This window comes from Streptomyces cadmiisoli (assembly GCF_003261055.1).
GTDB lineage: Bacteria > Actinomycetota > Actinomycetes > Streptomycetales > Streptomycetaceae > Streptomyces > Streptomyces cadmiisoli.
In genome coordinates, this window is sequence record NZ_CP030073.1 from 8,394,045 (window position 1) to 8,408,321 (window position 14,277).

A 14,277-nucleotide genomic window follows, 5' to 3' on the forward strand; every position below is an offset into this window, starting at 1 on the left:
GGCCGGGACCACCGGCCCGCGGCCGGTGGTCCCGGCCCGGGAACGCACGCCACGTTGCCGCTGTGCGTCAAGCGGTCTCGTACGGTGGGATGTTGTGGTTCACGCGGAACCTGTTGTCGGGGTCGTAGCGTGTCTTGACGGCTCGCAGCCACTCGTACACGTCCGGGTCGTAGGCCTTCTGGGTCTGTTGCCCCGTGGCGTCGGCCGGGGAGAGGAAGCCGGGGTGCTTCCGTTTGCTCAGCCAAGGTGCGAGGCGGTCGAAGAGTTCCAGCCCGGTGTTCGCGTAGGCGGCCACGTCCTGGCCCGGCGGGACGACGGTGAGAGCGAAGATCGCGAACGCGGCGTCCCGTGCGCCCACGGCGTTGGCCGTGGCCGGCGGGCGGCTGTATGCGCCTCCCAGTTGCCGGATGTCGATCAGGTTGACCCGGTTCCCCGAGTGGGGGTCCACTGTGTCGGCCAGCGCGTCGACGGTGCTCTCCGTCATCTCCGTGAGAAGCCCGAAGTGTTCCACGGCGGGTGCGGGATCGGCGGGATCCATGCCGATGGAGCCGAACTCCGTGTAGGGCTTCACCGACACTGTGTCCAGCAGAACCGGAGCGGCCTGGCGCAGGGGCGCGATGAGTCGCCCGCCCTCGTCTCCCTGCCCCACGTGGGAGATCCTGATCGCCACGACCGGCTTGCCCTGCATGAACGCGGGAAGGCCGGGGAGCGGGGCGAAGTCGAGGAAGGCGATTCCGGACGTCATGTCGTCGGGAGCCGTTGCGGTGAAGCGCCGGTAGCTCTCGAGTGCGGCACGTGCGTCCGCTCCGGAGAAGCAGAGCGTGCCCGCGTAGAGGTGGGTCACCGGGAAGAGTGCGCACTCCATGGCGGTGACGACACCGAAGTTGCTCTTGCCGCCCAGAAGGGCGGAGAACAAGTCGCTCTCCGTATCGGCTGAGACGCGGTGCGGCTCCCCGTCCGCTGTGACGACCTCGAGGGCGGTGACGTGGTCGGCGGCCCAGCCGTATTTGCGGCCCATGGTGGCGCTGCCTCCGCCGCCGAGGGTGTATCCGATGACTCCGACTGTCGGCGAGGAGCCGGGCAGCGGGGCGAGCCCGTGCGCGGCGGCACTGGTGACCAGCTGCTGGAATCGGACTCCGGCCTGGACACGGGCGGTCCGGGTGCAGGGGTCGATCACGAGGTCCGACATCCGTGACGTCGTGATCAGCAGGGTGTCTCCGGTCGCGGGGACGGAGGGGCCGTGCCCCGTATTGAGCACCGCGATGTTCAGCCCGAGTCTCCCTGCGGTACGCACGGCCAGGGAGACGTCTTCGGGACCGGTCGCGCCGACCACGACGGCGGGGCTGTGCGTGACAGCCGGATTGAAGACGGCGATCTCGTCCTCGTAGCCGGCCGCCCCGGGTGTCAGGACAGGGCCGACCGCATCAGCGGTGAGGGTCTCCAGCTCGCGTTCCCACAGGTGGCGAGCAGATATGTCGTGGGAATTGCCTGGTGCCATGACGATGTCCTTCTGTGCCGAAGGGCCGGCACCGGGTGTGCTCGCTGTGGCAGGACATGTTCGCCGCCGACGCTCCCGCCCGGGTCACGGACCGTGGCGGGAAGGGCACACCGGGAGTTCGGGCCCGGCAGGGGTGCCGTCGTGGGTGCAGTCATGATCGTGACCGTGGCGCCGTGTGGCGCCAGGAGATCGCACACCCGCTTCACTTTTCGGTATGGGCATACCGTATCATGATACCAACTCAAAGCGGACATTTTGCCTCGCTCCCCACCCTCGGCTCCCAGGGGGAGCGTCGCTCAGGGGGCTCACGCGCCGCGGCGAGCAGATCAGGTGATGCAGTTAGTCGATGCCGATGCCTATGCCGGCACGGGGGTTCAGGTCTCGCGTCCCAAGGTCACGCTCATCTGTGACAGCAAGAGATCCCTCAGTGTCTTCTCCGCAGGTCTGTCCTGATGAAGAACACGGGGGATGGTGACGCCGGCGAGAAATGTGAGGAGGAAGTCCACGACGTCCTCGGGGCTGTGCTTCATATGGAAAAGGCCCTGATCGCAGCCTTCCTGAATCGCCCTCAGGAACGGCTCGCGATAACCGCGCTGTACCTGCTCGCTGTGCTCACGCAGTTCTACGTCCCGCATGGCCGAACGCCAGAATTCCACAAGCATCCGCTGAGTCTGCTCGGAGTTTCCGAGACTGCGGTCGATCAAGGCGACGAGCTGCTCCCATGGGCTCGCCTGTGCGGCGGCGAGCGCTTCGAGGGCTTCCACCTCCTGATTCGTCGACCGTTGCAGGGCTTCGATGAGCATGTCCTCGCGGGACCCGAAGTAATTCTGCAGAGTGCTGACGGCCGTACCGCTGGCCGCCGCCACATCGGCAAAGCGGGTGCTCTCGTATCCCCGGTCCGACAGCACCTCGACCGCGGTATCCAGAACGCCAAGACGTTTGCCCCCGCCGGCGCGTCTCGTCCTCTTTTCGGCAGGCATCTTCATACGGTACAGCGATACCGATCAATGGGACAATCCGGACGAGGTTCGCCGCCGGCAGCTGAGAACGGTGAGTCCGTAGTACGTGACGGTCCAGCGGCCGAGGGGCGCGTCTAGCGGTCAGGTCGCTGGGTCGCTCGACGCCTTGGCCGTTGTCCTCGCGCCGATCACGGCTCGTCCGCGCTGGGATTCCGGGAAGCGGAGGATCATGTCGCGCAGTTCGTCGGCGCCGACGTTGGCGCCGAAAGGCTCGGTGCCCGGTTCGAGTCGTACCCCGTCGGCGAGGGAACCTGCCATGACGGGGTCGAAACCGAAGGTGTTGACGAGGTGTGCGACGGTGGCGAGGTCGTCCGAGCCGTCGCCGGAGATGGCGATCGCCTTGCGTCCCGGCGTTCCCACGGGCTGAGCGCCGTCCTCAAGATCGTGGTAGCCCATGTGGTTGAACGCCTTGACCACGCGCGCTCCGGACAGATGTCCCTGCACGATCTCACTCGACGAGGTGAGTGGGTCGACGAGGTCGTCTCGGATGCCGTCGACCTCCCACCAGTAGTTCATCGCGTCGATGACGAGTTTGTCCCGCAGCGCCTCGGCCGGAATCGTGCGGTACTTGCCGAGCGGAAGCGCCAGAATGACGGCATCTGCCTCCGCCGCGGCCGCCGAGGTGACGGGCACGGCGCCCGGAGTGAGCACCTCCACGGTCAGTGCGATCTTGGCCGGGTCGCCCGATCCGGCGATGAGCACGCGATAGCCCGCGGCCAGCGCCAGCCGTGCCAGCACGGTGCCGACCTTTCCCGCACCCAGGATGCCGACCGTGCGGACGGCGGCCGCGCCTGCGGTGTCCATTTCCGCTCCTCCTGCTGCGTTCATGTCGTCAGCCCGCGAGGATGTCGCGAACCATGGGGAGCACCTTCGTGCCGTACAGCTCGACCGCGCGCAAGCGGGCGCTGATCGGCTGTGCCCCCGCGGTGTAGATGAGGTCGAAGCGGCCGACGTCGAGCGCCTTGATGGCGCGGGCCATCTTGCGGGCGACCGTTTCCGGCGAACCGATGTAGAGCGAGCCGTGCTCGATCTCGGCCTGGTACTCCTCCTTGCGCAGCGGCGGCCAGCCCCGCAGCGCTCCGATGCGGTCCCGGATGACCTTGTAGTGCGGCCAGTGCACCTCCCGGGCCTCCTCGTCGGTGTCGGCGATGAAGCCGGGCGAGTGCATGCCGACCGGGTGCGCGGTCGTGCCGAACTGGTCGGTGGCTCGCTGGTACAGGTCGATGTAGGGAGCGAAGCGCTCCGGGCTGCCACCGATGATCGCGAGCATCAGGGGGAACCCGAAGTGCGCGGTGCGGATGACGGACTGGGGTGAGCCGCCGACACCGACCCAGGTGCTCAGGTGCCCGGACTCGGTCTTGGGGAAGACATCGGCGTTGTCGAGCGGAGCCCGCTTGGTGCCGCTCCAGGTGACGGGCTTCTCCTCCAGCAGCTTGGCGAAGAGTTCGATCTTCTCCTCGAACAGCACGTCGTAGTCGCTCAGGTCGTATCCGAAGAGGGGGAACGACTCGGTGAAGGAGCCGCGTCCGAGGATGACCTCGGCCCGCCCGTTCGACAGCGCGTCCACGGTCGCGAACCGCTGGAACACCCGGACCGGATCGTCCGAGCTGAGGACGGTGACACCGGACGCGAGGCGGATGCGGCTGGTGCGGGTGGCGATGCCGGCGAGCACGGTCTCGGGTGTCGAGATCGCGTACTCCGGACGGTGGTGCTCGCCGAGCGCGAGGACGTCGACGCCGGTCTCCTCCGCCAGGACGGCCTCGTCGAGGACCTGCCGGATGGCCCGCGCGTCCGATACCGGGGTGCCCGAGTCGTCCTCGGGCACATCGCCGAACGTATCGAGTCCGAAGGTGAGATCAGACATGGCTGGGCTCCTTTGTGAGCAGCTGCTGGACCCGTGGGGCGACTTCGCGGCCCAGCAGTTCGATCGTGCGGGCACGGGCTTCGCGGGGGAGGTTCATGACGTCGTACTTGAGATCGAAGCGGTCCAGGCTGAGGTCTCGGGCCGTTGCGGCGATCTTGCGTGCGACGGTCTCGGGGGAGCCGACGAAGAGTGCGCCCTGGTCGAGTTCCGCCAGGTAGCGCTCGCGGGTCGGCTTGTAGAAGCCGCGCTCGTCGGCGAGGGCGGCGACTACCGGCTGCCAGTACCGCCACCAGGTCTCGATGGCCTCCTCGTCGGTGTCCGCGATGAGCCCCAGCGAGTGCATGGCGACGGGTTGCCTCGCGTGCCCGAGCTGTTCGAGTGTCCGGTGGTAGAGCTCGACGTGTCCCGTGAAGCGCTGAGGGCGTCCACCGATGACGGCGAGCATCAACGGCAGGCCGTAGCGAGCCGCGCGGACCACGGAGTTCGGGCTGCCGCCGACGCCGATCCAGGTGGGGATGCCCCCCTGCGGCATCCGGGGATGGAGGCGCGCCTCGACGAGCGGCGGCCGGAACCGGCCGGACCAGGTCACCGTCTCCTCTCGCTGGAGGCGGATGAACAGGTCGAGCTTCTCCTCGAAAAGCTCCTCGTAGTCGGCCAGGTCGTAGCCGAACAAGGCGAAGGACTCGGTGGCCGATGCCCGCCCGAGTACGAGCTGGGCGCGGCCGTGGGAAGCGGCGTCCAGCGTGGCGAACTCGTGGTACAGCCGCACGGGGTCGTTGGTGCTCAGTACCGTCACCGAGGTGCCGAGGCGGATGTGTTCCGTCGCGGTGGCGATCGCGGCGAGCAGGACGGGAGTGGCGCTGTCGTTGTGGCCGGCGCGGTAGTGCTCACCGATGCTGAAGAGGTCGATCCCCACGGATTCGGCGAGCTTGGCCTCCTCGATCAGCAGGCGGACGGTCTCGGCGTCGCTCAGCGGCCGGTCACCGTCGGTGGCGACCTCTCCGAACGAGTTCAGCCCCAACTGGAACGACGTGGCCGTCATGGACTCCTCCTCATGACTCCCGGGCGCCCTGGCGTGCGAGAATCGGCTGGTTGACGTGTCAAATAGTGCTCCGGATGTAGTTGCTTTGTCAAGCAAGTATGCCGCGAGAGGTCCGTCTCGACCCGGCACCCGCTCACGAGCCCTCGGTCACGGTCACGGGCCCCCGGTCACGGTCACGAAGACGGCATGAAACGCCAGGAGGGGGTCATGGCCGGCTCGGCCATGACCCCCCACCACGTTTCCGGACCCGGCCGGGCGCCGCTCCCTCGATGTGCACCGTCATCTTCTTCCCTGGGCGGGGAACAGAGCCGGCTTCGTCCTCGCTTGCCGTGCCGGCGGTGCGGTTCGGCCGGGCCGAGGCCGCCGGCCGGAGAGCCTGCCTGAAGTCGGTTACAGCCAAGCGGGCAACGCGGGCACCGGTGCTCCTGACACGGTGTGCAGTCCCGTGGCCGGCGCTCCACGGGTGAGCCAGCGTGCGAGGTCGGCGGCGGATCCCTCGACGCGCCGACCGTCGGACGTCCTGTCGTGATCCGACGCGGTACCGCGATCGGTTGCCCGCACCTCAAGCGCGCTCGTCGGAGGTGCGGCGCGGCGGCGGGACACGACGTCCTCGATCAACGCGTCGAGGAAGTCGGCCGGGAAGTCCGCGAAATCCCCGTCGCCCGGCAGGTCGTAGGCGTGGATCCACACCTCGCGGCTGCGCAGCCACGGGATGCTGCTCGCCGGGATCGTACGGCCCTGCGCGGTGACGACGCCGGCCTGCCGGCGATCGGCGGTGACCTTCCCCAGGGCGGTGTCCAGATGCTGCTGCTCCTCCACGACGAAGGCACGCAACCGGGCTGTCTCCCACCGGGCGCCGGACTCGATCTCCGTGTCCCGGGCCTCGGGACCGGGATACATGGGTGTCCGCTCACCCGTGGCGGCCCAGTGCGCGAGACGCGCCAGCGCGCGGGCGTTGTGGCCGATGTGGGACAGCAGGTGCCTGCCGTTCCAGCCGGGGAGCCGACTCGGCCGTTCCAACTCCACATCGTCGAGGCGTTGCAGGCGGGCCAGGAAGTACTCGTGCCCGTCCGTCATCCAGCGCAGATATGTCTCTGGGGGAGTGCCGGTCATGACAGCGGTTCCTGCCGGACGGGGTTGACGAGTTCGCCGATGCCCTCGATACGCGTCACCATGGTCTGTCCGGGTCGGAGGTAGCGCGGCGGCTTGCGGGCGTGGCCGACACCGCCGGTGGTGCCGGTGGCGATCAGGTCCCCGGGGTTCAGCGTGACGATGGTGGAGACGTAGGCGACCAGATCAGCCGCGTCGAACAGCAGATCGCCGATCGTGGACTTCTGCACGACCTCGTCGTCGATGGTGCAGCTGATCTCGGCGTCGGGTGCCAGTTCGTCCGGGGTGACCAGGCAGGGCCCGAGCGGGGTGGTGGACTCCCAGGTCTTCCCCTGCAGCCACTCCTTGGTGCGGAACTGCCAGTCGCGCAGCGACACGTCGTTGAGGATCGTGTATCCGGCGATGGCCGCCTCCGCGGTGGCCCGGTCCGCGCGCCGGACGCTGCGGCCCACGACGACGGCGAGTTCGGCCTCCCAGTCCGCCGCGTCCGACTCGGGCGGCAGTGCGAGGTGGTCGTAGGGCCCGATGAGCGTCTCGGGGAACTTGGCGAACAAGGTCGGATGGTCGGGCAGGTCACGGCCCATCTCGGTGATGTGGGTGCGGTAGTTGAGGCCTACGCAGACGATCTTGCCGGGGCGGGGTACGACGGGAGCGAGGAGGGAGGGCGCGGCCTCGCTGACCGGGCCGTCCGCGCGGGCGGCGACCGCCTGCCAGTCCACACGCGTCAGCAGGTCGCCGACGTCTCCGGGGCCGATGTCGACGTATCCGCCCTCCTCGATCCGGACCGTGCGGAATCCGTCGCTGGTGCGGAGGGTCGCCAGCTTCATGAATCGTGCCCTTCCTGGTGGGAGCGGTGGAGGTGGAGCCGTTCGAAGAGCGGAGCGTCGGAGAAACGGAACAGGTCCAGGCCGGTCTCGGCGGCAAGGGTCAGCGGCTGCCACGAGGGCACGACGAACAGATCGCCGCGTTCGACCGTCCATGTGGCCTCGCCGACGCCGACCTCGCCCCTGCCGTCGAAGACCTGGAACACGGAGGAGCCCACCTCGTGCCGGACGGCGGTGCGGGTGCCGGGGACGAGCCGGTGGAACTCGCACCGCAGGGTGGGCATCACGTCCGCGCCGGTGGTCGGGTTCGTGTAGCGGACGGCGGCGTGACCGGGTTCGAGGGTGACCGCGTGCCCCTCGGCCTCGAGCGCCAGCTGCTCGGCGAGGGCGCGGTCGGTGTACTCCCAGCGGTAGGCGAGCAGCGGGGTGGCCGGTGTGGGCCGGAGTCGGGTCAGCGGCCGCAGCCCGGGATGGGCCCACAGTCGCTCGGAGGCCGAGTGTTCGGGGGTCGCGCGGGTCTGGACGTCGTCCGGTCCGAACTCGAAGAAGGTGGCGTCGATGTGGTGCTGGAAGGGGATGTCCAGTCCGTCGATCCAGGCCATCGGGGTGTCGGTGCGATTGTGGTGGCCGTGCCAGTGCCAGCCGGCCTGCGGCAGGAAGTCGCCGCGGCGCATGGCGACGGGGTCCCCGTCGACGACCGTCCACACGCCCTCGCCCTCGACGACGAAGCGGAAGGCGTGCTGCGAGTGCCGGTGAACGGGTGCGTTCTCACCGGGGTTGAGGTACTGGATCGCCGCCCAGAGTGTCGCGGTCGCGAACGGCCGGCCGGCGAGTCCGGGATTGGCGAGGGCCAGCGCGCGGCGCTCGCCGCCCCGCCCGACCGGGACCAGTTCGCCGGACTCCTCGGCGGCCGGGAGCAGTTCTGCCCACCGCCACAGGTGCGGGACGGCCGCGGGGGCCGGCTGCGGCGGCATGAGACCGCCGATCTCGGTCCACAGCGGGATGAGCGAGTGCTGCTCGAAGGTGCGGTACAGCTCCTTCAGACGGGGGGTGGGCTCAGGCTGGCCGGGGGCGTCCGTGGCCTGGACGCGCGCGGGTGGGGGTTCGGATGTCATGGGTGCCTCCCGATGTCGCGATGGCGGCTCGTCCGTGGACGCCATGCGAGGTCTGGTCGCCCCAAGCCTGGCTGTATTCCGCTGTGTGGGAGAGACTTTTCTGTTGTGCAGAATGAACCGCAGTATCGGATCACCTCGGTCGATCACGCGCTCCACCTCGCGCTGCTGTTGCAGCAGGAGGGGCCTCTGCGGGTGAGCGACGCTGCCGCGCGCCTCGCGGTGTCGGTGTCCACGGCGCATCGGCTGCTCGGCATGCTGGTGTACCGCGGGTTCGCCCACCAGCGAGCGGACCGCCGGTACGAGGCCGGTGACGTGTTGCGCCCGGCCGCGGCCACCCCGGCTCCGGTGGCCCTGCTGCGACAGGTCGCTCCGCCGTACATGCAGCGTCTCGTCGACCGGGTGCAGGAATCCGTCAACCTCTGCGTGCGGGCCGGGACGGAGACACGGTTCCTCGCGACCGCGGAGTGCACGCAGGTCCTGCGCGTGGGCAGCAGGGCCGCGCGCACCCTGCCGGCCCACCTCACCTCAGGGGGCCGAATTCTGCTGGCCGCGCTGTCCGTGGACGAACTGACGGCGTTGTACGACGGCGACGACCGGGTGGACCTTCCGCGGCTGGGCCGTAATCTCGCCCTGGTGCGCGAGCGGGGATTCGCTATCAACGACCAGAACACGGAGGCGGGGCTCACCGCGATCGCCGTCGAGGTGCCGGGAAGTGACGGACAGCCAGTCGCGGCGCTCGCGTTCGCGATGCCGAGCGTGCGGTTCAGCCGTGACCGACTGCCGGAGTGGGTGAGCGCTCTGCGCGTCACGGCCACCGAGATCACGAACGCGTTGGCATGACCCTTCGGCGTGCCCTGGCGGGCACGGCACGCCCCTGCGTCCCATCCGCGGTGGCGAGCATCGCACACCACCGCGGGCAGGGCGGCGTGCGGGCAGGACCTTCACGCCGCACCGGCGCCGGCCGCGATCAGCCGAGGCCGGACGGCAGGTCGCGGCCGGCGCGGGCGGTGCTCTCGGCAAGGACCTTGGCCCAGGTCTCGATGCGCCGTGCCGGGAAGCGGACGGTCGGGGCACTGATGGTGACGGCTGCGACGGCGTCGCCGTCCTTGGCCCGCACGACACGGCCGATGGCACAGATTCCGGCCTCGGTCGCCTCCAGGTTGAGCGCGTGTCCGCACCGCCGGATCTGTGCGACGTCACGCGTCAGCCGGTCGAACTCGGCTTGGGCCAGCACCGGTTCGGGGCCGCTGCGATAGAGCTCGGCAAGGTGGCTGTCCGGCAGCTCCGCCAGGAGCGCCTTGCCGCCGGAGGAGTGGTGCGCCGGCAGGACCGTGCCCTGCCGGTCGCCGACGTGCAGCACGTGCTGGGCCTCGACCGTGACCAGGAAGCGGGTGTGCGTGCCGACCCGCACCATCAGGTTCACCGACTCCTCGACCTGGTGGCACAGCCGCTCCAGGTGCGGCATGAGCAGCCGCCGCAGTTCCTGGTTGCGTGTCTGCCCCGGCAACGGACCGGCCGTCAGGGCGGCACCGGGCAGATACGTCCGTCTCGTCTCGTCCCGTCTGGCGAAGTCGCGGTACACCAGCATCGACAGCAGGCGGTGAGCGGTCGACCGGCCGATCCCGAGCGCGTCGGCGGCATCGGTCAGCCGCAACTCGCCCTCGTCGCGCAGCATGTGGATCAACCGGAGCGCGTTGTCCACGGAAGCGACCGCATACGGCGGCTCTTTCTTCATAGCAGAAAAAGATACCCGCTGTGCAGAACTCCGTTCTAGTTTCAGGCCACCCGAACTCAGGGGGGCAAGAAGATGAACACTCATTCAGAGGTCCTGGTCGTCGGCGGTGGCATCGGCGGTCTGGCGGTCGCGCACAACCTGGCACGCAGCGGCTACGGGGTGCGGCTCCTGGAGCGCGCCGACCACTTCGGCGAGGTCGGCGCGGGACTGCAGCTGGCGCCCAACGCCACGCGACTGCTGCGCGACTGGGGCCTGCTCGACGCGGTCGTCGAACGCGGCGTCCTACCGGACCGACTCGTCCTGCGTGACGCGGTCGACGGCCGGCTGCTGACCAGTCTGGATCTGGGCGACGAGTTCCGCCGCCGCTACCAGGCGCCGTACGTCGTGGTGCATCGCAGCGATCTGCACGACGTTCTGCTGACCGCCTGCCGGGAGGCCGGCGTCGAACTGCTCACCGGACACGAAGTGACCGACGTCCGGCCGCACGCCGATCGCGCGGAGATCATGTGCGCCGACGGCAGCGGCTTCACCGCCGATGTCGCCCTCGGACTCGACGGCGTGGACTCCGGCCTGCGCGGCACACTCGTCGCCGACGAGAAGATCGACTCCGGATTCGTCGCCTACCGCGGCACGATGGCGGCCGCCGACGCGCCCGACACCGTCGACCTGCGCAGCGTCGTCGCCTGGCTGGGACCCGACTGCCATCTGGTGCAGTACCCGCTGCGGCGCGGCGAACTCGTCAACCAGGTCGCGGTCTTCCGGGTGAACGGCGAACCCGGAGCCCTCGACGCCGTCTTCGCCGCCTGCTGTCCCGCGGTCCGAGCAGGACTCGGCGCGCTGTGGCGGGACCGCCACTGGCCGATGACCGACCGACTGCCCACGACCGGCTGGTCACAGGGCCGGCTCGGGATCCTCGGCGACGCCGCGCACCCCATGCTCCAGTACCTGGCGCAAGGAGCCTGCCAGGCACTCGAGGACGCGCAGGTCTTCACCGACCAGGCCGTGAAGCACTCCGCCGACTGGCCCGCCGCGCTCGAAGCGACCGAGCGGATCCGAGCGCCACGCACCGCGCGGATCCAGCGCACGGCCCGGGTCTGGGGTGAGATCTGGCACGTCGACGGCACCGCACGACTGCTGCGGAACGAACTGCTGCGCACCCGCGCAGCCCCCGACCGCTCCCACATCGACTGGCTGTACGGCGTCTGACGTTCTTCGGAGGTACGCGTGAACCAACCAGCCCGCAAGCCCCTGATCAGTGCCCAGGTCGGCTTGTTCATCGACATGTTCGATGTCTACCTGCCGATCGTGGTGCTGGCTCCGGCCGCGATCTACTTCGAGCCGCACGACATCTCCACCGCGGCCAACCGCATCCTGACCGCCGCGGTCTTCGCCGCGACCCTGCTCGGCCGCCCGCTGGGCGCGCTGATATTCGGCCGCCTCAGCGACACATCGGGCCGACGACGCGCGACACTCATCTCCCTGGTCGGGTTCGGCCTGACCACCCTCGCCATCGCCACACTGCCGGGATACCAGCAGGCCGGCCTGTTCTCGATCATCGCGCTGATCGCGCTGCGCTTCATCGACGGCATCTTCCTCGGCGGGCAGTACACGGCGGCGGCCCCCCTGGCCCTGGAGCACGCACCGACCCGCAAACGCGGACTGTACGGCGCCATCATCATGACCGGCTTCCCGGCGGCCTACTGCTCGATCGCCCTGATCACCCTGGTGCTGCTCCACATCATCCCGGCCGGTGACATCAACAGCCCCTACGTGACGTGGGGCTGGCGGATCCCGTTCGTCATCGGCGGACTCCTCGCACTCGGCCTGGCGGTCTGGTGCCGGCGCAACCTGGAGGAGTCCCCGGTCTGGAAGGAACGCAAGCGCGCCGAACATCACCCGCTGCGAGAACTCTTCCAAGGCGCGAACCTCCGCGGATTCCTGCAGATCTTCACCCAGATGTCCGGGGTGTGGCTGGCGTTCAACATGGTCGGAGCGGTGCTGCCGGGCGTGCTCCAAACCAAGGTGCCGGTCGGCACGATGACGCTGATCCTCGTCCTCGCGTACGCCACCTTGATTCCCGCCTACCTCCTGGCCGGACAACTGTCCCAACGGATCGGCCGCCGTCCCTTCTTCCTCATACAGGCCGCCACCACCACCCTGCTCGCACCCCTGCTGTTCTGGCTGATCGCCGGGGGAAAGGTGTCCGGCACCACCGCGATCGCGTCGGCGACCATCGCGCTGGTGGTCGTGGTGGTGTCGACCTTCGCCGTGGTGACGACGTACATCATCGAACGCTTCCACACCGGTATCCGATCCAGCGGGTACGGGCTCGGCTACACCGCCGCCGTGATCGTCCCGGCGTTCTACGCCTTCTACCAGGAAGGCCTCGCCCGGTTCATGCCGTACGAGCTGACACCGCTCGTCTTTCTCGCCGTCGGCGGGCTGCTGATCGGCATCGGTGCCTATGCCGGACCGGAGACCCGCGAAGTCGACCTCCGCGGCACCCCGGCGGTCCAGGACGACACCACCGCGCTGCGCGGTCCCACCGGTCAGGCAGTCCGGTGACCCCGACGGACCATCGCTCACAGCCGAAGGAGATACTCAGCACCATGATCACTGACGACATGCGGATGATCGTCGAACAGGCGATGCTGTCGTTCGTCGCAACGGTCCGCCCGGACGGCGCGCCCAACCTCTCACCCAAGGGATCACTGCGGGTCTACGACGACCAGCATCTGATCTTCATGGACATCGCGTCCCCGAACACGATGCGCAACCTGGCCGCCGATCCCCGCGTCGAGGTGAACACGATCGACGTGTTCCGCCGCCGGGGCTACCGGTTCACGGGCACCGCGACGATCGTGCCGCCCGGCGCAGCCGCATACGAAGAACTGAAGGACTGGCTGCTCGCGCTCAACGGCCCCGGCTACCCGGCGAACGAGGCTGTCCTGATCCGGGTCGAGCAGGCCCTCCCGATCCTGTCGCCCGCCTACGACTTCGGCGCCGCCGAGGAGGAGCAGCTCAGGTCCTCCTGGTCGGGACGGTATGCCGCGGTGCACGGGAGCGGGCGATGACACCGACGATGCGGGCGGCGTACATCACCGAACACGGGACTCCCGACGTCATCCGCTATGCGGATCTCCCCGTACCGACGCCGGGGCCGACGGACGTGCTGGTCAAGGTGGACATGGTCTCCGTGAACCACGTGGACACCTTCGTCCGCTCGGGTGCCTACGCAACCAGTACGCCGTTCCCGTTCGTCATCGGCCGCGACCTGGTCGGGACCGTGGCCGGTTCCTCCGTGGCCCGGTTCGCCCCCGGAGACCGCGTATGGAGCAACAGCCTGGGGCACGCCGGCCGCCAGGGCTCGTTCGCGGAGTACGCGGCCGTGCCCCACGACCGGCTCTATCACCTGCCCGACGGCGTCGACGCGGAACTGGCGGCACCGCTGCTGCACACGGCGGCGACCGCCCACCTCGCCCTGTTCCGCACCGGCTCGCTGGCTCCCGGGGAGACCGTCCTGATAGCGGGCGCCGGCGGTGGTGTCGGCAGCGCCCTGGTCCAACTGGCCGCGGCGGCCGGCGCCCGGGTCGTCGCCACCTGCTCTCCCACGGACTTCGAATGGTGCGAGACCTGCGGAGCGGAACAGGTCTTCGACTACGCCGACCCGGAGCTGAACACCCGGCTGCGCGAGGCCGCGGGTGACGGCTACGACCTGTGGATCGACAACTCGGGCCGCCACGATCTGCAGACAGCCGTCGCCGCACTCGCCCACGGCGGACGCATCATCGCCCTGGCCGGCATGACGGCCAGGCCCGAACTGCCGATCGGCGCGCTCTACACGAAGGACGCCAGTATCCGAGGCTTCGCCATCAGCAACGCCTCCACCGCCGACCTGGCCGACGCCGCACGGCTGGTCAACCACCTTCTGTCCACCAAGCGCCTGGTCTCCCGCGCCCGTTCCCCCATCCCCCTCTCACAAGCCGCCGAAGCCCACCGGCAGATGGAAGCGGGCGCCCGGGACCGCATCCTGCTCACCGTCTGAACGAGCCGGCGGTCACGTTTCGAGG

General features: G+C 69.3%; 14 protein-coding genes. 5 read left to right on the forward strand and 9 right to left on the reverse strand.

Going from position 1 to position 14,277, the window contains the following annotated elements:
* Nucleotides 1–67 precede the first annotated feature (67 nt).
* The 8 genes from DN051_RS36900 to DN051_RS36935 all read right to left on the reverse strand — a co-directional run bounded on the left by DN051_RS36900 (nucleotide 68) and on the right by DN051_RS36935 (nucleotide 8,472).
* Nucleotides 68–1,498: an FAD-binding oxidoreductase gene (locus tag DN051_RS36900; RefSeq protein ID WP_112441082.1), complete on the reverse strand. Its 1,431-nt coding sequence runs from the start codon at nucleotides 1,496–1,498 to the stop codon at nucleotides 68–70.
* A 374-nt stretch (nucleotides 1,499–1,872) separates the two neighbouring features.
* Nucleotides 1,873–2,478, reverse strand: coding sequence for a TetR/AcrR family transcriptional regulator (locus DN051_RS36905; protein WP_162625047.1), 606 nt, complete (start codon nucleotides 2,476–2,478; stop codon nucleotides 1,873–1,875).
* Nucleotides 2,479–2,598: 120 nt separating this feature from the next.
* Nucleotides 2,599–3,321: an NADPH-dependent F420 reductase gene (locus DN051_RS36910; RefSeq protein ID WP_112441086.1), complete on the reverse strand. Its 723-nt coding sequence runs from the start codon at nucleotides 3,319–3,321 to the stop codon at nucleotides 2,599–2,601.
* 28 nt (nucleotides 3,322–3,349) lie between these two features.
* Nucleotides 3,350–4,381 (reverse strand): LLM class flavin-dependent oxidoreductase, encoded by a 1,032-nt coding sequence (locus DN051_RS36915; RefSeq protein ID WP_112441088.1) that lies wholly within the window; start codon nucleotides 4,379–4,381, stop codon nucleotides 3,350–3,352.
* On the reverse strand, nucleotides 4,374–5,423 hold the full coding sequence (locus tag DN051_RS36920; protein WP_112441090.1) for an LLM class flavin-dependent oxidoreductase: 1,050 nt from the start codon (nucleotides 5,421–5,423) through the stop codon (nucleotides 4,374–4,376). The genes DN051_RS36915 and DN051_RS36920 overlap by 8 nt, the downstream gene beginning before the upstream one ends.
* A 390-nt stretch (nucleotides 5,424–5,813) precedes the next feature.
* Nucleotides 5,814–6,536, reverse strand: a complete 723-nt coding sequence (locus tag DN051_RS36925) for a maleylpyruvate isomerase family mycothiol-dependent enzyme (RefSeq protein WP_112441092.1) — start codon at nucleotides 6,534–6,536, stop codon at nucleotides 5,814–5,816.
* Nucleotides 6,533–7,360 carry a fumarylacetoacetate hydrolase family protein gene (locus tag DN051_RS36930; RefSeq protein WP_112441093.1) on the reverse strand — a complete coding sequence of 276 codons (828 nt, stop codon included), beginning with the start codon at nucleotides 7,358–7,360 and terminating at the stop codon, nucleotides 6,533–6,535. The genes DN051_RS36925 and DN051_RS36930 overlap by 4 nt, the downstream gene beginning before the upstream one ends.
* On the reverse strand, nucleotides 7,357–8,472 hold the full coding sequence (locus tag DN051_RS36935) for a cupin domain-containing protein (protein ID WP_112441094.1): 1,116 nt from the start codon (nucleotides 8,470–8,472) through the stop codon (nucleotides 7,357–7,359). Before DN051_RS36935 ends, DN051_RS36930 begins: the two co-directional genes overlap by 4 nt.
* A 105-nt stretch (nucleotides 8,473–8,577) precedes the next feature.
* Between DN051_RS36935 and DN051_RS36940 the strand changes: the two genes are divergently transcribed.
* Nucleotides 8,578–9,312 carry an IclR family transcriptional regulator gene (locus DN051_RS36940; RefSeq protein WP_112441096.1) on the forward strand — a complete coding sequence of 245 codons (735 nt, stop codon included), beginning with the start codon at nucleotides 8,578–8,580 and terminating at the stop codon, nucleotides 9,310–9,312.
* Nucleotides 9,313–9,439: 127 nt separating this feature from the next.
* Here the strand turns inward: DN051_RS36940 and DN051_RS36945 are convergent, their stop codons facing one another.
* Nucleotides 9,440–10,207 carry an IclR family transcriptional regulator gene (locus tag DN051_RS36945; RefSeq protein WP_112441098.1) on the reverse strand — a complete coding sequence of 256 codons (768 nt, stop codon included), beginning with the start codon at nucleotides 10,205–10,207 and terminating at the stop codon, nucleotides 9,440–9,442.
* Nucleotides 10,208–10,279: 72 nt separating this feature from the next.
* Here DN051_RS36945 and DN051_RS36950 point away from each other — a divergent pair, with 72 nt between their 5' ends.
* The 4 genes from DN051_RS36950 to DN051_RS36965 are packed head-to-tail and all read left to right on the forward strand — an operon-like array spanning nucleotide 10,280 to nucleotide 14,252.
* Nucleotides 10,280–11,413 carry an FAD-dependent monooxygenase gene (locus DN051_RS36950; protein ID WP_112441100.1) on the forward strand — a complete coding sequence of 378 codons (1,134 nt, stop codon included), beginning with the start codon at nucleotides 10,280–10,282 and terminating at the stop codon, nucleotides 11,411–11,413.
* Nucleotides 11,414–11,431: 18 nt separating this feature from the next.
* Nucleotides 11,432–12,772, forward strand: coding sequence for an MFS transporter (locus tag DN051_RS36955; protein WP_199314773.1), 1,341 nt, complete (start codon nucleotides 11,432–11,434; stop codon nucleotides 12,770–12,772).
* Nucleotides 12,773–12,816: 44 nt separating this feature from the next.
* Nucleotides 12,817–13,281, forward strand: a complete 465-nt coding sequence (locus DN051_RS36960; protein ID WP_112441102.1) for a pyridoxamine 5'-phosphate oxidase family protein — start codon at nucleotides 12,817–12,819, stop codon at nucleotides 13,279–13,281.
* An 8-nt stretch (nucleotides 13,282–13,289) separates the two neighbouring features.
* Nucleotides 13,290–14,252, forward strand: coding sequence for an NADPH:quinone reductase (locus DN051_RS36965; protein ID WP_112442721.1), 963 nt, complete (start codon nucleotides 13,290–13,292; stop codon nucleotides 14,250–14,252).
* Nucleotides 14,253–14,277: the final 25 nt, after the last annotated feature.